At 71.5% G+C, this 19,683-nt stretch carries 15 protein-coding genes and 1 pseudogene; 4 read left to right on the top strand and 12 right to left on the bottom strand.

Annotated features, from left to right (window positions below; genetic code table 11):
* Nucleotides 1-102, top strand: a pseudogene (locus AB0J21_RS29150) (ATP-binding protein); the annotation flags it as partial.
* A gap of 83 nt (nt 103-185) precedes the next feature.
* On the opposite strand, the gene AB0J21_RS29145 reads toward AB0J21_RS29150, so the two are convergent.
* The 3 genes from AB0J21_RS29145 to AB0J21_RS29135 form a co-directional block, all read right to left on the bottom strand.
* Nucleotides 186-401: an acyl-CoA carboxylase subunit epsilon gene (locus AB0J21_RS29145; RefSeq protein ID WP_363149138.1), complete on the bottom strand. Its 216-nt coding sequence runs from the start codon at nt 399-401 to the stop codon at nt 186-188.
* A 56-nt stretch (nt 402-457) separates the two neighbouring features.
* Nucleotides 458-2,041 carry an acyl-CoA carboxylase subunit beta gene (locus AB0J21_RS29140; RefSeq protein WP_363149137.1) on the bottom strand — a complete coding sequence of 528 codons (1,584 nt, stop codon included), beginning with the start codon at nt 2,039-2,041 and terminating at the stop codon, nt 458-460.
* 232 nt (nt 2,042-2,273) lie between these two features.
* Nucleotides 2,274-2,819 carry a hypothetical protein gene (locus AB0J21_RS29135; protein WP_363149136.1) on the bottom strand — a complete coding sequence of 182 codons (546 nt, stop codon included), beginning with the start codon at nt 2,817-2,819 and terminating at the stop codon, nt 2,274-2,276.
* Nucleotides 2,820-3,114: 295 nt separating this feature from the next.
* Between AB0J21_RS29135 and AB0J21_RS29130 the strand changes: the two genes are divergently transcribed.
* Complete coding sequence (locus AB0J21_RS29130; RefSeq protein ID WP_363149135.1) at nt 3,115-3,741, top strand: YceI family protein; 627 nt, start codon at nt 3,115-3,117, stop codon at nt 3,739-3,741.
* Nucleotides 3,742-3,884: 143 nt separating this feature from the next.
* Here AB0J21_RS29130 and AB0J21_RS29125 read toward each other — a convergent pair whose 3' ends face one another.
* Together AB0J21_RS29125 and cimA are read right to left on the bottom strand one after the other, a co-directional pair.
* Nucleotides 3,885-5,288 (bottom strand): hypothetical protein, encoded by a 1,404-nt coding sequence (locus tag AB0J21_RS29125; protein ID WP_363149134.1) that lies wholly within the window; start codon nt 5,286-5,288, stop codon nt 3,885-3,887.
* A gap of 204 nt (nt 5,289-5,492) precedes the next feature.
* Complete coding sequence (cimA, locus tag AB0J21_RS29120; RefSeq protein ID WP_363149133.1) at nt 5,493-7,151, bottom strand: citramalate synthase; 1,659 nt, start codon at nt 7,149-7,151, stop codon at nt 5,493-5,495.
* 507 nt (nt 7,152-7,658) lie between these two features.
* Between cimA and AB0J21_RS29115 the strand changes: the two genes are divergently transcribed.
* Nucleotides 7,659-9,068, top strand: a complete 1,410-nt coding sequence (locus AB0J21_RS29115) for an NAD-dependent succinate-semialdehyde dehydrogenase (protein ID WP_363149132.1) — start codon at nt 7,659-7,661, stop codon at nt 9,066-9,068.
* A 104-nt stretch (nt 9,069-9,172) separates the two neighbouring features.
* On the opposite strand, the gene AB0J21_RS29110 is transcribed toward AB0J21_RS29115, so the two are convergent.
* Both AB0J21_RS29110 and AB0J21_RS29105 read right to left on the bottom strand, forming a co-directional pair.
* Nucleotides 9,173-10,258, bottom strand: a complete 1,086-nt coding sequence (locus tag AB0J21_RS29110; RefSeq protein WP_363149131.1) for a branched-chain amino acid aminotransferase — start codon at nt 10,256-10,258, stop codon at nt 9,173-9,175.
* Between the two features lie 269 nt (nt 10,259-10,527).
* On the bottom strand, nt 10,528-11,568 hold the full coding sequence (locus tag AB0J21_RS29105; RefSeq protein ID WP_363149130.1) for a 3-isopropylmalate dehydrogenase: 1,041 nt from the start codon (nt 11,566-11,568) through the stop codon (nt 10,528-10,530).
* Between the two features lie 129 nt (nt 11,569-11,697).
* Here AB0J21_RS29105 and AB0J21_RS29100 point away from each other — a divergent pair, with 129 nt between their 5' ends.
* On the top strand, nt 11,698-13,284 hold the full coding sequence (locus AB0J21_RS29100; RefSeq protein WP_363149129.1) for a metallophosphoesterase family protein: 1,587 nt from the start codon (nt 11,698-11,700) through the stop codon (nt 13,282-13,284).
* Nucleotides 13,285-13,467: 183 nt separating this feature from the next.
* On the opposite strand, the gene AB0J21_RS29095 is transcribed toward AB0J21_RS29100, so the two are convergent.
* From AB0J21_RS29095 to AB0J21_RS29075, 5 genes are all read right to left on the bottom strand, one after another.
* Nucleotides 13,468-13,602 carry a hypothetical protein gene (locus AB0J21_RS29095; RefSeq protein ID WP_363149128.1) on the bottom strand — a complete coding sequence of 45 codons (135 nt, stop codon included), beginning with the start codon at nt 13,600-13,602 and terminating at the stop codon, nt 13,468-13,470.
* A 340-nt stretch (nt 13,603-13,942) separates the two neighbouring features.
* Nucleotides 13,943-15,760 carry an acyl-CoA dehydrogenase gene (locus AB0J21_RS29090; RefSeq protein ID WP_363149127.1) on the bottom strand — a complete coding sequence of 606 codons (1,818 nt, stop codon included), beginning with the start codon at nt 15,758-15,760 and terminating at the stop codon, nt 13,943-13,945.
* Nucleotides 15,761-15,927: 167 nt separating this feature from the next.
* A complete protein-coding gene (locus AB0J21_RS29085) occupies nt 15,928-16,461 on the bottom strand; it encodes a GNAT family N-acetyltransferase (protein WP_363149126.1) in 534 nt (177 codons plus the stop codon).
* 432 nt (nt 16,462-16,893) lie between these two features.
* Nucleotides 16,894-18,525: an L-glutamate gamma-semialdehyde dehydrogenase gene (gene pruA / locus AB0J21_RS29080; RefSeq protein ID WP_363149125.1), complete on the bottom strand. Its 1,632-nt coding sequence runs from the start codon at nt 18,523-18,525 to the stop codon at nt 16,894-16,896.
* Nucleotides 18,526-18,626: 101 nt separating this feature from the next.
* Nucleotides 18,627-19,553: a proline dehydrogenase family protein gene (locus AB0J21_RS29075; RefSeq protein ID WP_363149124.1), complete on the bottom strand. Its 927-nt coding sequence runs from the start codon at nt 19,551-19,553 to the stop codon at nt 18,627-18,629.
* Between the last annotated feature and the right edge of the window lie 130 nt (nt 19,554-19,683).

Below are 19,683 nucleotides of genomic sequence, written 5' to 3'. Positions count from 1 at the left end.
CCCGACACCCCCATCATCACCACCGACGCCCGCCACCGCGCCGACGCCAAATCCGGCCTCATCACCCTCGTCGAACACGCCCTCATGGCACGCCTGCGCTGAGGGCAGCCGAGTCGCCGCAGCACGAGGCACGCGGAAGGACCCGCCCCCTTCGAGGGGGCGGGTCCTTCGTCGTACGGGGCGGGTCAGCGCCAGCTGTGCGGGGCGCGGAAGCCGGGCTCGCGCTCCAGGCGGCGCCAGCCGGCCCGGGTGCGGCCGCGGTGGGCCGAGGGAGCGGGCTCGGTGGAGCGGGCGGCGGCCCGGGCCATCAGGACGGCGGTGATGGCGGCCAGTTCCTCGGGGCCCGCGTGGCCCTTCTCGACGCGCAGGAAGTCCCCGGTCGCTGTGGCGGATTCACTCATTTCGGTACGTGTCCTTGTCTGTGGCTCGGGACGGGAGGCGGTGGGCGGCGGCGCGACTACTGGGGCGGGTTGCCGTGCTTGCGGGAGGGCAGGTCGGCGTGCTTGGTGCGCAGCATCGCGAGCGAGTCGACGAGGACCTGACGGGTCTCGCGGGGGTCGATGACGTCGTCCACGAGGCCGCGTTCGGCCGCGTAGTACGGGTGCATCAGCTCGGCCTTGTACTCCTTGACCATGCGGGTACGCGTCGCCTCGGGGTCGTCCGCCGCGGCGATCTGGCGCCGGAAGATGACGTTGGCCGCGCCCTCGGCGCCCATCACGGCGATCTCGTTGGTCGGCCAGGCGTAGGTGAGGTCGGCGCCGATCGTCTGCGAGTCCATGACGATGTAGGCACCTCCGTAAGCCTTGCGCAGGATGACCGAGACCCGGGGGACGGTCGCGTTGCAGTAGGCGTACAGGAGCTTCGCGCCGTGCCGGATGATCCCACCGTGCTCCTGGTCCACGCCGGGCAGGAAGCCGGGGACGTCCAGAAGAGTGACGATCGGGATGTTGAAGGCGTCGCACATCTGCACGAAGCGGGCGGCCTTCTCGCTGGCCTCGATGTCGAGGACCCCGGCGAGCGACTGCGGCTGGTTGGCGACGAGGCCGACGACCTGTCCGTCGAGCCGGGCGAGGGCGCAGATGATGTTGGTGGCCCAGCGTTCGTGGACCTCCAGGAAGTCGCCGTCGTCGACGAGCTCCTCGATGACCTTGCGCATGTCGTACGGGCGGTTGCCGTCGGCGGGGACGAGGTCGAGCAGGGTGTCGCCGCGCCGGTCGGCGGGGTCGTCGCCCGGAGAGGCCGGGGGGTTCTCGCGGTTGTTCTGCGGGAGCATCGACAGGAGGTAGCGGACCTCGGCGATGCAGGTCTCCTCGTCGTCGTACGCGAAGTGGCACACGCCGCTGGTCTCGGCGTGCACGTCGGCGCCGCCGAGGCCGTTCTGGCTGATCTCCTCGCCGGTGACCGCCTTGACGACGTCCGGGCCGGTGATGAACATCTGCGAGGTCTCGCGGACCATGAAGACGAAGTCGGTCAGGGCGGGGCTGTAGGCCGCGCCGCCCGCGCACGGGCCGAGCATCACGGAGATCTGCGGGATGACCCCGGACGCCCTGGTGTTGCGCTGGAAGATGCCGCCGTAGCCGGCGAGCGCGGAGACGCCCTCCTGGATACGGGCCCCGGCCCCGTCGTTGAGCGAGACGAGGGGCGCGCCGGCCGCGATGGCCTTGTCCATGATCTTGTGGATCTTGCTGGCGTGGGCCTCGCCGAGGGCGCCGCCGAAGATCCGGAAGTCGTGGGCGTAGACGAAGACCGTGCGGCCCTCCACCGTGCCCCAGCCGGTGACGACACCGTCGGTGTACGGCTTCTTGGCCTCCAGGCCGAAGCCGGTGGCGCGGTGCCTGCGCAGCTGCTCCACCTCGTGGAAGGAACCGGGGTCGAGGAGCAGTTCGATGCGTTCGTGAGCGGTCAGCTTGCCCTTGGCGTGCTGTGCCTCGGTGGCCCGCTCGCTGGGGCCCGCCACGGCCTGTGCACGGATCGCGTGCAGTTCGGCCACGCGTCCGCGGGAATCCTTGGGCTCGTCCTGCGTCTCGTCCAAAACGGTCATGTAGTGACCTTACGAAACCAGGGGGCTCAAAGGGTCCGTCGAAAGCACACAGTCTCGCACGCCATTTCCTGGTGCTCCTGGACAGAAACGAGCACCGGAGGGGCCGGACCGGCTGTCTGGAGCGGGTGCGGCTTGTAGAGGTCGCACAATACCCACCGGGAGACCTGCGCCACACGGCGGGCCCGTCCGCCGTGGTCCGGCTGTCGGGTCCCGCCGTGTGGCGCGGGCGGGCTCAGCAGCCGCCGCAGTTCTTGAAGGTCACGTCCCAGTGGCTGCCCTCGTCGGCGTAGAGGTTCCCGGAGGCGGCCTGCCACTGCGGGTAGCCGTCCCCGCGCAGCCCGATGTAGGTGAAGGTGTTCTTCACGTAGTTGGTCAGGCAGGTGTTCTTGCCGAAGTCGAGCTTGTAGCCGTTCCAGTGGGAGTAGGTGCCGGAGGCGTGCCCGGTCTCGGTGCCGCCGGTGATGTTGAGCGCGCAGCCGGAGGCGGACTTCAGGGTCTGGGCGCCCTGGGCGGTGGCCAGGTTGAGCTGGTCGAAGGACGTACAGGTCGAGGTGTTGCGGTTGGAGCAGCCGCCCGAGGACGACCAGGTGATACCCGAGGACGAGAACATCGAGGTCGCGGTCGCGTGGCTGATCTTGGTGACGGCGAAGGCGGGGGCCGCGGCGAGCGCGCCGAGGCCCGGCGCGAAGAGGGCTCCGCCGAGGAGCGTGCCGACGGTGAGGGCGGAGCGCAGCCTCGGGCTGCGGCGGACGGCGGCGGGCACCGGGATCGCTGACATGAAGGGGTCTCTCCTTCTGCGCACAGGGGCGAACGGAGCGCGTGGACGCGCTCCGCGTGGGGGGCCGTGCGGGGTGGGGCAGGGAGATCCTGCCCCACCCCGCACCCGTACGCCAGAGGGCGTAACAGGCGGGTGGCGCCGATGCGGTACCCCACCGGGCGGGAACGCTCCGCGTGAAGGAGCCGACACACAGCGTTTGATGTTGAAAGTTGAACAGAATGGCGCTACGGTCGACATCGTTGAAAGTTCAACCGCTTCGGCCGTCAGCCGGGGCTCGTCCTCCTGGAGCAGTCTCATGGGTCTCTTCGGCCGCAAGAACGACACGGACACCACCGGCACCGCTGCCTCGGCGGCGGCCCCCGCACCGGTCAGCCCCGACCTCGCCGCGCTGACCGGTGACTACACCCTCGACCCGGCGCACTCCAGCATCGGCTTCTCCGCCCGGCACGCCATGGTCACCAACGTCAAGGGCGGCTTCAAGGACTTCGAGGGCACGCTGCACCTCGACGGCGCGGACCCCTCGAAGTCGACGGCCTCGATCGACGTGAAGATGGACAGCATCGACACCGGTTCCCCCGACCGGGACGGGCACCTGCGCAGCGCCGACTTCTTCAACACCGAGGCCCACCCGGCGATGACCTTCCGCTCCACCTCGGCGCAGGCGCTGGGCGGCGACGACTACCGGATCACGGGCGACCTGACGATCCTCGGCACGACGAAGCCCGTCACCATCGACCTGGAGTTCAACGGCGCGGCCACGGACCCCTTCGGCAACGAGCGGGTCGGCTTCGAGGGCACCGCCGAGCTCCTGCGCTCCGCGTGGGGCCTGACCTACAACGCCGCCCTGGAGACCGGCGGGGTACTGGTCTCGGACAAGATCAAGCTCACCCTTGAGATCTCCGCGATCAAGAACGCTGGCTGACCGGCAGCGCGGTCGGCGCGGCGGTATCACCTCAGGACACGGCTGTGCCCCTCCGTCGAGGAGGGGCACAGCCGTTTCACGCGGGGTTCCCGCCGCGGGGGGCGGGGGCTTCGATGCGCGGTGTCACAGGCCGGGGCGCGGCCTCAGAAGCCGCCGCCGAAGTCGGAGTTGCCACCGCCCCCGAACCCGTCCCCACCGCCGAACCCGCCCCCGCCGCCGAATCCGTCGCCTCCCCCGCCGAAGTCGCCGGGGTCGAAGTCCGAACCGGTGACGTCGCCGCCCTCGTAACCGCTCTGGGCGTCGAAGTCCCCGTAGCCGTATCCGTACTCGGCGCCGTAGGCCGGGGTCGCCATGACGCTGCCGAGCGCGGTGCCCAGCAGCAGTCCGGGCAGCAGTCCGCCGCCGAAGTAGCCGCCGGCCCACGGGCCGTAGGCGGGGCCGGCCTCCCAGTAGGGGCGGCGTTCACCGGCCGGCGTGGCGACGGTGCGCACCATCGGGGGCTGGCCGTCCTCCAGGCGGGCCCGGTCGGCGGCACACACCGGGATCTCCCGCGTACCGCCACCCGTGGGGGCCCACGCGACGTCGGCGACCGAGGGCCCGTGGCGCGGGTCGAAGAAGCAGGGCGGGCGCCGGTCGGGCAGCGGCGCCCCGGTACGGCGGGCCTCCAGGGTCGCGAGGGAGAAGCGGCCCTCTTCCAGGGCCTGGGTGACCGCACGGACGTCCTGAGGCGCGCGGGCGGCCGCCATGAGCGACTTGGCCTGGTCGTAGGCGTTCAGGGCCCGCTCGTAGTCGGCCCTGCGGGTGTCGTCGGCTCCGGGTTCGGCCGGGTGGAAGTCGAGCCGGTCCAGTTCCTCGCCGAAGGCGGTGATGTCCTCGTCGACGACGGTCCGCAGTCGCTCCAGGGCCACGTGCTGCTCCTGCTCGCGGCGGCGTCGCCGGTTGCGGGAGACCAGGAAGAGGCCCCCGGCGCCCAGCACCACGACGGCGCCCGCCACGGCGAGCGGCGCCAAAGGAGCGCCGCCGGAGTCGGAGCCGCCCCAGGAGGCGGGGGCGGCGCCGGTCGCCGTACGCAGGGCGATCCTGGTGAAGTCGTCGAGCTGGGTGGTCAGGCTCTCGCCCCGTACTGTCTGGACGGCGTTGCCCACGGCCTCGCGGGACATGACCCGGGCGTCGGCCCCGGCGGTGAACTCGGTGCCGTACCGGAGCGCGTAGACACCGGCGATCCCGGTACGGGAGCGCAGGTCGCGCAGTACCTCGCCCCGGTTCGCGTCGCCCGGGGGCAGCACCGCGACGAACACGGCGCGACCGCCGTCCTTGATCCGGTTCTCCAGGGCCTTCTCACCGGTCTTGGAGAACTGGTCGCGCATCGCGGGGTCGACGTAGACGGGGTCCTGGCGCAGCGCCTCGGCGGCTGCCCGGACGTCGGCCTCGGCCGCCCGCGCCCCGGGGGCCGTCACGAGGACGGCGGCCAGGGCGAGCAGTACCGCGAAGAGGGTGGCGACCAGCCGGGGAGCGGGTAGCCCGCGCTCCGGCCTCAAGGGGCTCATGCGTTCGACGCTAGCCCACCTGAGGTGGCTTGGCAGCCGGAAATAGCTTCCCTTTACACCTTGCCGCCCCGGTCTTTTCCCGGGCCCCGCCCCGTCCGCGAGGCGGTGCGCCCCCGTCCGCGAGCGGTCCGGACCGGCCTCGTCCCGGTCCCGGACCGCTCGCACGCCGGTTGTCCGGCTTGTCCGGCGGCTTGCTTGGCGGGCTTACTCGGCCGGCGTGATCCCCGCGCGCATCAGTCCGTAGGTGTAGGCGTCCTCAAGGGCCTGCCACGAGGCGGCGATGACGTTCTCCGCGACCCCCACCGTGGACCACTCCCCCGCGCTGTCGCTCGTGGAGATGAGGACCCGGGTGGTGGACTCGGTGCCGTGCCGCCCTTCGAGGATGCGCACCTTGTAGTCGGTGAGCCCGAACTGGGCGAGTTCGGGGTGGATGCGCTCCAGGGCGACGCGCAGCGCGCGGTCGAGGGCGTTGACGGGGCCGTTGCCCTCGGCGGTCGCGACGATCCGCTCGCCCTTGGCCCAGAGTTTGACGGTGGCCTCGTTGGCATGGCTGCCGTCGGGACGGTCCTCGACGATGGCCCGCCAGGACTCGGTGCGGAAGTAGCGGCGGGCCTTGCCCTCCACCTCGGCGCGCAGCAGCAGTTCGAAGGAGGCGTCCGCCGCCTCGTACGAGTAGCCCTGGAGTTCGCGTTCCTTGACCCGGGCGACCACACGGCCGACGAGTTCGCGGTCCCCGCCGAGGTCGACGCCGAGCTCCTTCCCCTTCAGCTCGATGGAGGCGCGTCCGGCCATGTCCGAGACGAGCATGCGCAGCCGGTTGCCGACGAGGTCGGGGTCGATGTGCTGGTACAGGTCCGGGTCGACCTTGATGGCCGAGGCGTGCAGCCCCGCCTTGTGGGCGAAGGCCGACACCCCGACGTACGGCTGGTGGGTCGAGGGGGTGAGGTTGACGACCTCGGCGATCGCGTGCGAGATGCGGGTCATCTCGCTGAGCGCGCCCTCGGGCAGCACGCTGCGGCCGTACTTCAGCTCCAGCGCGCCGACGACCGGGAAGAGGTTGGCGTTGCCGACGCGCTCGCCGTACCCGTTCGCGGTGCACTGGACGTGGGTGGCGCCCGCGTCGACGGCGGCGAGGGTGTTGGCGACGGCGCAGCCCGTGTCGTCCTGGGCGTGGATGCCGAGGCGCGCGCCGGTGTCGTCGAGCACGGTGTGCACGACGGCGCTGATCTGCGCGGGCAGCATCCCGCCGTTGGTGTCGCACAGGACGACGACGTCGGCGCCGGCCCCGTGGGCGGCGCGCACCACGTCCTTCGCGTAGCCGGGGTTCGCCTTGTAGCCGTCGAAGAAGTGCTCGCAGTCGACGAAGACGCGACGGCCCTGGGCGCGCAGGTGGGAGACGGTGTCGCGGACCATCTCCAGGTTCTCCTCCAGGGTGGTGCGCAGCGCGAGTTCGACGTGCCGGTCGTGCGCCTTGGCCACCAGGGTGATGACCGGGGCCCCGGAGTCCAGGAGCGCCTTGACCTGTGGGTCCTCGGCCGCCGTGGTGCCCGCCCTGCGGGTGGCCCCGAAGGCGACGAGCTGGGCGTTGCGGAAGCTGATCTCCTGGCGGGCGCGGGCGAAGAACTCGGTGTCGCGCGGGTTGGCCCCGGGCCAGCCGCCCTCGATGAAGCCGACGCCGAAGTCGTCCAGGTGCCGGGCGATGGTCATCTTGTCGGCCACGGTGAGGTTGATGCCCTCGCGCTGCGCACCGTCGCGCAGGGTCGTGTCGAAGACGTGGAAGTCGTGGTCGACGGCGGCGTCGGCCTCGCTCGGGGCGGCCGGCGCGGTGCGCTCGGCGGGGCCGTCGGTGGCCTGGCTGGTCATGCTGGTGACTCCTGTCGGGAGAGTGGCTCCGTAGGTGCTCTGGCTCCACTTGCCCCCCTACTCGCGCACTCCGTTTTGGCCGTGGTGGGGCCGGAAACGAAAAAGACCCCTCGCGGGTGCGAGAGGTCTGCGCGCGGGTCTGGGGCACGGTGGCCGTTGCCGCGAAGGTCGTGTCGCGGTGTCAACGGCCACTGAGGACCGGCGCGCTGCTGCCGATAATCATGGCGTGAGCGAGCATGGCCGCAGTCTGCCACACGGCGCGCCGGGCAGGACGACTCATCTCATGATGTGATCCGGCCGGAGAACCGCGCGGGTCCGCCGGACCGTCCGGACCAGGCCGCCGGCCGGTTGTACGCGTCTGGGCACACGCCTGGTACACGCCCGGGCACACGCCCGCAGGCGAACCACTTGAGGCGCCCGTATTTATACCTGTTTGAACGCTTTTCCTACGGGTACTCCGGCAGTGACCGCAGACCACAGCCGGCACAGGAGTGCCCAGGAGAGCCCATGACGAAGAAGACCGCGTTCGCGACCGTGAACCCGTACACCGGGGAGACCGTCGCCGAGTTCCCGTCGATCGAGGGTGTGGAGGTCGACCGGCTGGTCGAGCGGGCGGACCGGGCCTTCGCCGAGTGGCGGTCCAAGGACGTCACGGTGCGGGCGGCGGCCCTGGGCCGGGCCGCCGGACTGATGCGGGAGCGCAAGGAGCGGCTCGCCGGGCTGATGACCCTGGAGATGGGCAAGCTCATCGGCGAGGCGCGCGGCGAGGTGGATCTCGCGGCGTCGATCCTCCAGTACTACGCCGACGAGGGCCCGGGCTTCGCGGCTCCGGAGTCCCTGGACGTGGCGGAGGGCGAGGCATACCTCGTGCACGAGCCCCTGGGGGTGCTGCTCGGGGTGATGCCGTGGAACTTCCCGCTGTACCAGGTGGTGCGCTTCGCCGGTCCCAACCTGGTGCTCGGCAACACGATCCTGCTCAAGCACGCGGGGAACTGCCCGCAGTCGGCGCTCGCCCTGGAGGAGCTGTTCCGGGACGCGGAGCTGGCCGAGGGGGTCTACACGAACCTCTTCATCGGCCACGAGGAGATCGCCCGGCTCCTCGACAGCCCCCACGTGAAGGGCGCCTCGCTGACCGGCAGCGAGCGGGCGGGCGCGGCGCTCGCCGAGGCCGCCGGGCGCAACCTGAAGAAGAGCCTGCTGGAGCTGGGCGGCAGCGACCCCTTCGTGGTGCTGGACGCGGAGAACCTGGAGCGCACGGTCGGCGCCGCGGCGGCGGGCCGGCTCGGCAACACGGGGCAGAGCTGTGTGGCCTCGAAGCGGTTCATCGTGCTGGACGAGATCCACGACCGGTTCGTCGCCGGGCTGAAGGAGCGGTTCGCGCAGCTGCGGCCCGGTGATCCGGCGAACGAGGAGACCACTTTCGGGCCCCTCTCCTCGGAGCAGGCCGCCGCCGATCTCGCCGAGCAGGTCAAGGAGACGGTCGACCAGGGCGCCCACGTCGTCATCGGCGGCAACCGGATCGATCACCCGGGCGCCTTCGTGGAGCCCACGATCCTGACCGGGGTGACGCCGGGCATGCGGGCGTACGCGGAGGAGCTGTTCGGCCCGGTCGCGGTGGTCCACCGGGTCGCGGACGAGAACGAGGCGGTCGCGCTCGCCAACGACTCCGGCTTCGGCCTCGGCGGTTCGGTGTTCTGCGCGGACCTGGAGCGGGCCAAGCGGGTCGCGGAACGTATCGAGACCGGCATGGTGTGGATCAACCACCCGACCGGCACCCAGGCCGACCTGCCCTTCGGCGGGATCAAGCGCTCGGGGTACGGCCGGGAGCTGTCGCGCCTCGGGATGCGCGAGTTCGTGAACCAGAAGCTGGTCCGGGTCCTGTCCAACGACGCGGAGCTGCGCGGTATCGCGGGCTGAACGGGGGCGGGGGCACGGGTAAGGGGCGCCGACCAGGACCGGCGCCCCTTACCCGCGTGCCATGCACGTCCCGTCGACTCGATGCCGAGGACGCGCCGCGGCCTTTAGCCCAGTTCGTGCATCCAGCCGTGGGTGTCCTCGGCGGCACCGGACTGGAGGGCGAGCAGGGCCTCGCGCAGGCGCATCGTGACCGTGCCGGGGGTGCCGTCGCCCTGGGTCCATTCGCCGTTCGCCGACTTCACGGTGCCGACAGGGGTGATGACAGCGGCGGTGCCGCACGCGAAGACCTCGGTGAGCCGGCCGCTCTGCGTGTCGCGCTTCCAGTCCTCGGTGGAGATCCGGCCCTCCTCGGCCTCGTAGCCCAGTTCGCGGGCGAGGGTCAGGAGGGAGTCGCGCGTGATACCCGGGAGGAGGGAGCCGGTGAGCGAGGGGGTCACGATCTTGTCGCCGTACACGAAGTACAGGTTCATGCCGCCCATCTCCTCGACCCAGCGGTGCTCGACGGCGTCGAGCCACACGACCTGGTCGCAGCCCTTCTGCGCGGCCTCGGCCTGCGCGACGAGGGAGGCCGCGTAGTTCCCGCCGGTCTTGGCGGCGCCGGTGCCGCCCTTGACGGCGCGCACGTAGTCCTCGGAGAGCCACACCGAGACCGGCTGGACGCCGCCGGGGAAGTAGGCGCCGGCCGGGGAGGCGATGACCAGGAAGAGGTACTCGTTGGCCGGCTTGACCCCGAGCCCCACCTCCGTGGCGATCATGAAGGGGCGCAGGTAGAGGCTGGACTCGCCGTGCGCCGGGACCCACGCCTTGTCCTGCTTGACGAGGGCGTCGCAGGCCTCGACGAAGGTCTCCACCGGCAGCTCGGGCATCGCGAGGCGGCGCGCGGAGCGCTGGAAGCGTTCGGCGTTGGCCTCCGGGCGGAAGGTCGCGACGGAGCCGTCGGGACGCCGGTACGCCTTGAGCCCCTCGAAGATCGTCTGGGCGTAGTGCAGCGTCATGTTGGCCGGGTCCATCGAGAGCGGCGCGTAGGGGACGAGCTGCGCCTCGTGCCAGCCACGGCCCTCGGTCCACTTGATGGTCACCATGTGGTCGGTGAAGTGCCGGCCGAAACCGGGGGCGGTGAGGATCGCCTCCCGTTCCGCGTCGGACAAGGGGGTCGAGGTGGGCTTCAGCTCGATCGTGGGCGTCGTCATGGTGTGTCCTTCACCGGTCTGGGTTGTGACGGACCGCGCCCACGTGTGCACGTGGAGTACTAGGACGTCCAAGCATTCCCGTATATCGCGGCTCCGTCTCCGATTATCGCGCGGATGTGCGGGAGGCGGAATGCCGAGGGGGGTGGAGGGCGCGGTCCTGGGTCGATTCTGGTCGCACCCGGGGCCGCGTACGCGAGAAGCCGCCGGGTGCCCTTACCTGGGGACCCGGCGGCTTCGTTCGCTCGGTGGAGCGGGGAGCGGCGGCCGGGTCAGCCCGCTACTCGTACGGCGAGCGCGTCGCCGATCTGGTCCGTGGTGCGGGGCGAGCCGTCGCGGGCGGCGAGGTCGGCGGTGACCGCCTCCTCGACACGGACGGCCTCGGCGTCGAGGCCGAGGTGGCGCAGCAGGAGGGCGACCGAGAGGATCGTCGCGGTCGGGTCCGCCTTGCCCTGGCCCGCGATGTCCGGGGCGGAGCCGTGCACCGGCTCGAACATCGAGGGGAAGTCGCCCGTCGGGTTGACGTTGCCCGAGGCGGCCAGGCCGATGCCGCCGGTCACGGCGGCGGCGAGGTCGGTGAGGATGTCGCCGAAGAGGTTGTCGGTGACGATCACGTCGAAGCGCTCGGGCTGGGTGACGAAGAAGATCGTCGCGGCGTCCACGTGCAGGTAGTCCGTGGTGACGTCGGGGTACTCCTGGGCGACCCGGTCGAAGATGTTCTTCCAGAGGTGGCCCGCGTACACGAGGACGTTGTTCTTGTGCACCAGGGTCAGCTTCTTGCGCGGACGGGCCTGGGCACGCGCGAAGGCGTCCCGGACCACGCGCTCGACACCGAAGGCGGTGTTGACGCTGACCTCGGTGGCGACCTCGGCGGGGGTGCCGGTGCGCAGCGAGCCGCCGTTGCCGGTGTACGGGCCCTCGGTGCCCTCGCGCACGACGACGAAGTCGATGTCGGGGCGGCCGGCCAGCGGGCTCGCGGTGTTCGGGAAGAGCTTCGAGGGGCGCAGGTTGATGAAGTGCTCGAAGGCGAAGCGGAGCTTGAGCAGCAGACCGCGCTCCAGCACCCCGGAGGGCACGGAGGGGTCGCCGATCGCACCGAGCAGGATCGCGTCGTGCCCCTTCAGCGCCGCGAGTTCCGCGTCCGGGAGGGTCTCCCCCGTGCGGTGCCAGCGCCGGGCGCCGAGGTCGTACTCCTTGGTCTCCAGCTTGACGTCCTGCGGAAGGACCGCGTTCAGGACCTTGAGGCCCTGCGACACGACCTCCGGGCCGATTCCGTCACCGGGGATCACTGCGAGATTGATGGTGCGCGACATGCCCGGCACCCTACCCCTCGTCCCACTGCCTGACACGGCGCGTCCACCATACGGACACCTTGCCAGGAAGACGTGTAGCGGCCACCTACCCGTAAGGGTGCGGCCATCGCCGAGTGGGACGTTCCCCTCATGGACACTCCCCGTTTCGGTATCCCCGACCGGCTCGCCGCCCGTATGACGATGCCCGAGCAACACGAGTACCTGCGCCACAAGTTGAGCCGCCGCGGCGCGCTAAGGGCCGGCACGGTCACCGCCGGCACCCTCGCGGGCGTGGGGCTGCTCGGCGGCGCGGGTGCGAGCGCGGCGCCGCCGCAGGCTCCCGCCCGGACCCCGGACTTCCTGCCCGCCTCGCACTCCGGCGCCTCGCCGGTCGACGGTTCACTCGTCGCCCCGTTCGGGCGCCACCTGGCCTTCGGTGCCGATCCGAGGACGCAGATGACGGTGAGCTGGCAGGTGCCGCTGCCGGTGCGCAAGCCCTTCCTGCGGGTGGGGACCAGGCCGTGGGACCTGAGCCGGAAGATCGAGGCGGAGGTGCGCGCGCTGCACACCCCCTCACTGACCGCCAAGCTGCCGGCGGTGGACCAGTACTACCTGCACGTCTCGCTGGAGCACCTGCGCCCGGACACGACGTACTACTACGGGGTGGGCCACACCGGTTTCGACCCGGCCGACGCGCGCAACTACGGCACGGTGGGCACCTTCCGCACGGCGCCCGCCCGGCCGGGCTCCTTCACCTTCACGGCCTTCGGCGACCAGGGGGTGTCCTACGACGCGCTGGCCAACGACGCGGTGATCCTCGGCCAGAACCCCTCCTTCCACCTGCACGCGGGCGACATCTGCTACGCCGATTCGAGCGGTTCCGGGCAGAGCACGGACGCCTACGACGCGCGCGTGTGGGACCAGTTCCTCGCGCAGACCGAGTCGGTGGCCGCGCGGGTGCCGTGGATGGTGACGACCGGCAACCACGACATGGAGGCCTGGTACTCCCCGAACGGCTACGGCGGCCAGAACGCCCGCTGGACCCTGCCGGCCGGCGGCCTGGACGCGAAGAAGTCGCCGGGTGTCTACTCCTTCGTCTACGGCAACGTGGGCGTCGTCGCCCTCGACGCGAACGACGTGAGCCTGGAGATCAAGGCCAACACGGGATACACGGACGGGGCGCAGACCCGCTGGCTGGAAGGACGGCTCAAGGAGCTGCGGGCCCACCGCGACGTCGACTTCGTCGTGGTCTTCTTCCACCACTGCGCGTTCTCCACGACCAACGCCCACGCCTCGGACGGCGGGGTGCGCGACGCATGGGTGCCGCTGTTCGACAAGTACCGGGTGGATCTCGTGGTCAACGGCCACAACCACGTGTACGAGCGCACGGACGCGCTGCGCGGTGGTCAGGTCGCGCGCACCGTCCCGGTCGGCGAGTCGGTCAGCTCCACGCGCGACGGCATCGTGTACGTCACGGCGGGCGGGGCCGGGAAGGCGCTGTACGACTTCCCCGCACCCGACTCCTACGAGGGCCACGAGGCCCACGTGGACAGCGTCGACTCGTACCACTGGGGCGCCTCCGGCAAGGTCGAGGAGGCGGTCGAGTGGTCGCGGGTGCGCTACACGGGCTTCTCGTTCCTGGCGGTCGAGGTGACGGCGGGGGCCAGGCCCCGTCTGGAGGTCTCGGCGCTCGCCGAGACCGGTGAGCGGATCGACCACTTCACCATCACGCGCTGAGCCCGGCCCCAGCACGCGCCGACCGGCGGGCCGCCCGACCGCGACGCGGGCGGAAACAGGCCGGCCGGTCCGCGCGGGGCGGTCCGGCCGGCCACCGGCGGCTCCCGGTCCGGTACGTATATCAGTTCGACGGTCCCCCGCGGCAGGGTGCGTTGGTGTGCGGCAGGCGAGCGGCCGGGCGCGTCAGTGCCCGGTGACGCCGCCGTTGTCCCGGCGGTCGAGGGCGCGCTGGAGGGCGGCGGCGGCGTTCTTGCGCTCGGACTCGCTGCGGGTCGCGGAGCGGTGACGGACTCGGCGGACGGTCGTCTCTGCGGCCATGAGGATCGACTCCTTTGAGGTCCATGCCGTACGAAGCCATGTCGTACGGGCTGTACTGGGTGCGCTGACTGCCTCGGGCCAGGACGGGGACCGCTCGGGGCGGCCCGGGGTGGTCGAGGGGAGAGCTGGGGAGCGCCGCAAGGGGCGGGGACCCGGCCCGCAGGGTTCGCCTGCACGGGGGCCGAGGTACGCGTCCGCCTTCGCTGGATACAGCGAGAACAGTCCGGCTCCTACAAAAGTAGGCCAGGTTCCCTTCGCTGTCTCCACAATTACTCGGACTTCCTACTATCTGAGACGGCCTGCGGCGCACCCGCCCTCGGGGGGTGCGCCGCAGGCTCTCTCAGAACTGCGCGGGGTCCATGTCGGAGGCGGTGGTGTCCAGGCTCTCCAAGAGGTCGAACTTCGGCCCCGTGGCCGGCAGCTCGTGGCGGAAGAAGTAGCGGGCGGCCGCGCGCTTGCCCGCGTAGAAGTCGCCCGTGCGGCCGTCCGCCGCGAGGAGCTGTTCGACCCACATCCAGGCGATCACGACGTGGCCGACGGCCTCCAGGTAGACGGAGGCGTTGGCGAGCGCGGTATCGGGGTCGCCGTCGGCCCACAGCGCCGCGGTGACGCGCGCGACGCGGTCGGCGGCGTCCACGAGCCGCGCCCCGTACGCCGGGAGGTCGCCGCCCGCCGTCCGGGCCCGCGCGGCGCTCTCCCCGATCGCGCCGAGGAGCAGCCGCAGCGCCGCGCCGCCGCCGATCACCGCCTTGCGGCCGAGCAGGTCGAGGCCGTGGATGCCGTGGGTGCCCTCGTGGATGGGGTTGAGGCGGTTGTCCCGGTAGAACTGCTCGACGTCGTACTCGCGGGTGTAGCCGTAGCCGCCGTGCACCTGGATGGCGAGGCTGTTGGCGGTCAGGCACCACTGCGAGGGCCAGCTCTTGGCGATCGGGGTGAGGATGTCGAGCAGCAGTCCGGCGCGCTCGCGCTCGGCCCGGCCGGGGGCGGTGCGCTGTTCGTCGACGAGGCGGCCGCAGTACAGCGTCAGGGCGAGCGCCCCCTCGACGTACGCCTTCTGGGCGAGCAGCATCCGGCGCACGTCGGCGTGCGCGATGATCGGGACCTGCGGCGTGGCCGGGTCCTTCGCCCCGACGGGGCGGCCCTGGGGGCGGGCGCGGGCGTAGTCGAGCGCGTGCAGGTAGCCCGTGTAGCCGAGCGCGGTGGCGCCGAGGCCGACGCCGATCCTGGCCTCGTTCATCATGTGGAACATGTGGGCGAGGCCGCGGTTCTCCTCGCCCACGAGGTACCCGACGGCGCCCGGCTCGCCGCCGGGACGGTGCGCGCCCTCGCCGAAGTTGAGCAGGGTGTTGGTGGTGCCCCGGTAGCCCATCTTGTGGTTGAGCCCGGCGAGCACGACGTCGTTGCGCTCCCCCAGCGCCCCGTCCGTGCCCACGAGCCGCTTGGGCACGACGAACAGCGACAGGCCCTTCGTGCCCGCGGGGCCGCCCGGGGTGCGCGCGAGGACGAGGTGGACGATGTTCTCGGACAGCTCGTGGTCGCCGCCGGAGATCCACATCTTGTTGCCGAAGAGGCGGTACGTCCCGTCCGGGGCGCGTTCGGCGCGGGTGCGCACGTCCGCGAGCGAGGAGCCCGCCTGGGGTTCCGACAGGCACATGGTGCCGAACCAGCGGCCCTCCACCATCGGGCGGACGTAGGTGTCGATCTGCTCCTGGCTGCCGTGGGCGAGCAGCAGGTTGGCGTTGCCGACGGTGAGGAAGGGGTAGGCCGAGGTCGCGACGTTCGCCGCCTGGAACCACGCGAAGCACGCGTCGGTGACGACCCGGGGCAGTTGCATCCCGCCGACCTCCGCGTCCAGTCCCGCGCCGGTCAGCCCCGCCCGGGCGAAGACCTCCAGCGCCTCACCGACCTCGGGGATGATGTGCACCCGCTCGCCGTCGAAGCTCGGCTCCTGCGCGTCGTTCTTCTTGTTGTGCGGGGCGAAGTGGCGGGTCGCGATGGTCTCGCTCAGCTCCAGCACCGCGTCGAAGGTCTCCCGGTCGTGCTCGGCGTAGCGGGGCCGCTTCGTGAGCTCCTCGACCCGCAGCCATTCGTGCAGCAGGAAACCGAGGTCCCGGCGGGACAGCAGCAGGGAGTGTGCGCGGTCGTCCTTCTTCGGCATGGCGTCCCTCTCCTCCGGGCGGCGGCTCACGGGTGACCCCACCCTACAGGGCCATACTAAGCGGACGCTTAGACTCCTCGACAGGGGTGTGCGCGAGTAACCGGCCCGGTCCCACTGGGTAAGGAGCACGGCCGCCCCGTCACCACTTACTCAGTGAGCAGGTCTCCTCACAGTACGTCGCCGTCGCGCCAGTCGAAGAGCAGTCCGTGCCCCGGGTCCAGCACCTCGGGCGCGGCGCGCACCCAGGTGCTGCCCTCCTCGTCGGGCAGCGGGGTGAGCCCGGCCGGGCTCAGGGTCGCGAGCAGTCCGGGCCAGCGCTCCCAGCCGCGCGTCTCGTAGAGCGGCGCCCCGAGGCGGGAGGCGGACAGGGCACCGAGGTCGTAGCCGTCGTCGGCGATCCGCTCCAGTTCGGTCATGACCCGGGAGCCGAGGCCCCTGCGGCGCGCGTCGGCGCGGACGGCGACACCCTCGACGTACCCGACGCGCAGACAGCGCCCGTGGTGCAGGACCCGTCGCTGGACGACGCTGCCGTGCGCGACGAGGCCCCCGCCGTGGGTGATCAGCACGTGGAGTCCGCCGAGCGCGTGGGCCCAGTCCCGGTCGTCGAAGCGGCCCGGGAAGGCGGCGTCGAGCAGCGTCCGGACGCGGGACAGCTCTTGTTGCGTCAGGTCGGCGGTGTGCACGGTGCGTTGCTGGGTCACCCCGTACACCGTAGTCAGTGGGTACGGGGCGGGGTGGGCGCACCCGGGAACCGGGGGGGCGGAGCCGGGCGGCGGGCGGGCCGGCGCTGCCGGGGCCGCTCGTGGCGCGAGGAGAACAGCCGCTCTCCCGTCAGGTACTTCCTGTCGCACCTCGGCGGCCACGGTGTCAGCACCTCGCCGGCCCCGGCCGGCCACACGCGCCAGGCCGTCTCCTCGCGGCTCACGCCGAAGCGCAGTGTGCCGCACGTGCAGGCAGTACCGGCGCCGTACCCCGGCGGCAGGACGAACTTCCCGCACGGCTCCCGCTCCGCGATCGCCTCGGCCGCCACCGTACGCGGGCATGACACCGCCCCCGGCCGGTATGAGCACCGGGGCCGGGGGCGGGGGCAAGGGGACGGCCGGGCGCGGGGCCCGGCCGTCGAGGGGCTGGGGTCAGCCCATGTGCGGGTAGCCGTACTCGGTCGGCGACACCAGCGAGTCCTTGATGGCGCGGGTGAGCGTCCACCGCTGGAGGTTCTGCGGGGCCCCGGCCTTGTCGTTGGTGCCGGAGGCGCGGCCGCCGCCGAAGGGCTGCTGGCCGACGACGGCGCCGGTCGACTTGTCGTTGATGTAGAAGTTGCCCGCGGCGTAGCGCAGCTTCTCCATCGTGTGCGCGGCGGCCTGGCGGTCGTTCGCGATGACCGAGCCGGTGAGCGCGTAGTCGGAGACCGACTCCATCTGGTCGAGCATGGCGTCGTACTGGTCGTCCTCGTACACGTGGACGGCGAGGATCGGGCCGAAGTACTCGGTGGTGAAGACCTCGTTCTCGGGGTCGGTGCACTCGATGACGGTGGGCCGGACGAAGTAACCGACCGAGTCGTCATACGTGCCGCCGGCCACGATCGTGCAGGCCGGGTCGTTCTTGGCGCGGTCGATGGCGGCCTTGTTCTTGGCGAAGGACCGCTCGTCGATGACGGCGCCGAGGAAGTTCGACAGGTCGGTGACGTCGCCCATCGCGATGCCGTCGACCTCGGCCGCGAACTCCTCCTTGAACCCGTCGTTCCAGATCGAGGCCGGGACGTAGGCGCGCGAGGAGGCCGAGCACTTCTGGCCCTGGTACTCGAAGGAGCCGCGGGTCAGCGCGGTCTTGAGGACGGCGCGGTCGGCGCTCGGGTGGGCGACGACGAAGTCCTTGCCGCCGGTCTCGCCGACCAGACGCGGGTAGGTGCGGTAGTTCTCGATGTTGTTGCCGACCTCCTTCCACAGGTGCTGGAAGGTCTTGGTCGAGCCGGTGAAGTGGATGCCGGCGAGGTCGCGGTGCTTGAGGGCGACGTCGGAGACGGCGATGCCGTCGCCGGTGACGAGGTTGATGACGCCCTTGGGCAGTCCGGCCTCCTCCAGCAGCTCCATCATGAGCACGGCGGCGTGGGTCTGCGTCGGGGACGGCTTCCACACGACGACGTTGCCCATGAGGGCCGGGGCGGTCGGCAGGTTCGCGGCGATGGCCGTGAAGTTGAAGGGCGTGATCGCGTAGACGAAGCCCTCCAGCGGGCGGTGGTCCATGCGGTTCCACACGCCGGCGGAGTTGGCCGGGGGCTGCTCGGCGAGGATGCCGCGCGCGTAGTGCACGTTGAAGCGCCAGAAGTCGACCAGCTCGCACGGGGTGTCGATCTCGGCCTGCTGGGCGGTCTTGCCCTGGCCGAGCATCGTCGAGGCGGCGAGGGTCTCGCGCCACTTGCCGGAGAGCAGCTCGGCGGCGCGCAGGATGATCGCGGCGCGGTCGTCGAAGGAGGTCGCGCGCCAGCCGGGGGCGGCGGCGAGCGCGGCGTCCACGGCGTCCTGGGCGTCCTGCCGCGTCGCGGCGCGGCCGGTGCCGATGACCGACTTGTGGTTGTGGGGCTGGACGACCCGGAACTCCTCGCCGCCACCGAGGCGCTTGACGCCTGCGATGGTCATGGGGAGCTCGATCGGGTTCTCGGCCAGCTCCTTGAGCTTGGCTTCGAGGCGGGCCCGCTCGGGCGATCCGGGGGCGTAGCCGTGGACCGGCTCGTTGACCGGGGCGGGGACCTGGGTCACAGCGTCCATGGGTTCCGTGTCTCCTTGGGTCGTGGGGGCGGCGGGTTCGGGTTCGCCGGGGGCGGGGTGCGCGGTGCGGCGCGCGGCCGGGGGGCACCCCGGCGGTCGGGTCAGTTCTTGGTGACCATCGAGCGCAGGAAGAACAGCAGGTTGGCCGGCTTCTCGGCGAGGCGCCGCATGAAGTAGCCGTACCAGTCGGTGCCGTACGCGGTGTAGACCCGCATCCGGTGGCCCTCGGCGGCGAGCCGCAGGTGCTCCTGCGAGCGGATGCCGTAGAGCATCTGGAACTCGAAGTCGCCGGGCTTGCGTCCGGCGCGGTGGGCGAGGTCCTGGGCGATGGCGACGAGGCGCGGGTCGTGCGAGCCGACCATCGGGTAGCCCTCGCCCTCCATCAGGATGCGCAGGACGCGGACGTACGCCTTGTCGATCTCGGCCTTGTCCTGGTAGGCGACCGAGGCGGGCTCCTTGTAGGCGCCCTTGACGATGCGGACGCGGCTGCCCGCGGCGGCCAGCCTTCGCGCGTCCTCCTCGGTGCGGAAGAGGTACGCCTGGATGACGCAGCCGGTCTGCGGGAAGTCCTTCCGCAGCTCTTCGTGGATGGCAAACATCGAGTCGAGGGTCGTGTGGTCCTCTGCGTCCAGCGTAACCGTGGTGCCGATCGCGGCGGCGGCCTCGACGACGGGGCGGACGTGGGCGAGGGCCAGCTCGTGGCCGCCTTCCAGCGCCTGGCCGAACATGGAGAGCTTGACGGACATCTCGGCGCGGGTGCCCAGGCCGAGGGTCTTGAGGTGCTCGATGAGTTCGAGGTAGGCGTCGCGGGCGATGGTGGCCTGCTCGGGACGGGTGATGTCCTCACCCACGACGTCCATGGTGAGTTCGAGGCCCTTGGCGGCGGCGTCCACGATGATCGGGACGACCTGCTCGACCGACTCGCCGGGGATGAACCGGTTCACGACCGGCTTGGTGACGGGCGCGGCCGAAATCACGCGGCGCAGCTTGTCGCTGCGGGACGCGGCGAGGATCACAGGACCCAGCACGGGGACCTCCACGGACGAGTAGGAACACGCCTGACCCGGACGCGGTCTGCGGAAACGGGCGAGGGCGAGGACAGCCACTGCTGAATCTAGGGACGCGGCGCCCCCGCTGCCATCGACACCTGTCACGCAT

It is taken from the genome of Streptomyces sp. NPDC049954, assembly GCF_040656295.1.
GTDB lineage: Bacteria > Actinomycetota > Actinomycetes > Streptomycetales > Streptomycetaceae > Streptomyces.
The sequence above is the reverse complement of the archived record's forward strand: the minus strand, read 5'-3'. Positions and strand labels throughout refer to the sequence as shown.

Coding starts and splice junctions, on each gene's coding strand:
- AB0J21_RS29145 (WP_363149138.1), bottom strand. CDS start 401: ATGAGTGAATCCGCCACAGCGACCGGGGACTTCCTGCGCGTCGAGAAG.
- AB0J21_RS29140 (WP_363149137.1), bottom strand. CDS start 2,041: ATGACCGTTTTGGACGAGACGCAGGACGAGCCCAAGGATTCCCGCGGA.
- AB0J21_RS29135 (WP_363149136.1), bottom strand. CDS start 2,819: ATGTCAGCGATCCCGGTGCCCGCCGCCGTCCGCCGCAGCCCGAGGCTG.
- AB0J21_RS29130 (WP_363149135.1), top strand. CDS start 3,115: ATGGGTCTCTTCGGCCGCAAGAACGACACGGACACCACCGGCACCGCT.
- AB0J21_RS29125 (WP_363149134.1), bottom strand. CDS start 5,288: ATGAGCCCCTTGAGGCCGGAGCGCGGGCTACCCGCTCCCCGGCTGGTC.
- cimA (WP_363149133.1), bottom strand. CDS start 7,151: ATGACCAGCCAGGCCACCGACGGCCCCGCCGAGCGCACCGCGCCGGCC.
- AB0J21_RS29115 (WP_363149132.1), top strand. CDS start 7,659: ATGACGAAGAAGACCGCGTTCGCGACCGTGAACCCGTACACCGGGGAG.
- AB0J21_RS29110 (WP_363149131.1), bottom strand. CDS start 10,258: ATGACGACGCCCACGATCGAGCTGAAGCCCACCTCGACCCCCTTGTCC.
- AB0J21_RS29105 (WP_363149130.1), bottom strand. CDS start 11,568: ATGTCGCGCACCATCAATCTCGCAGTGATCCCCGGTGACGGAATCGGC.
- AB0J21_RS29100 (WP_363149129.1), top strand. CDS start 11,698: ATGGACACTCCCCGTTTCGGTATCCCCGACCGGCTCGCCGCCCGTATG.
- AB0J21_RS29095 (WP_363149128.1), bottom strand. CDS start 13,602: ATGGCCGCAGAGACGACCGTCCGCCGAGTCCGTCACCGCTCCGCGACC.
- AB0J21_RS29090 (WP_363149127.1), bottom strand. CDS start 15,760: ATGCCGAAGAAGGACGACCGCGCACACTCCCTGCTGCTGTCCCGCCGG.
- pruA (WP_363149125.1), bottom strand. CDS start 18,525: ATGGACGCTGTGACCCAGGTCCCCGCCCCGGTCAACGAGCCGGTCCAC.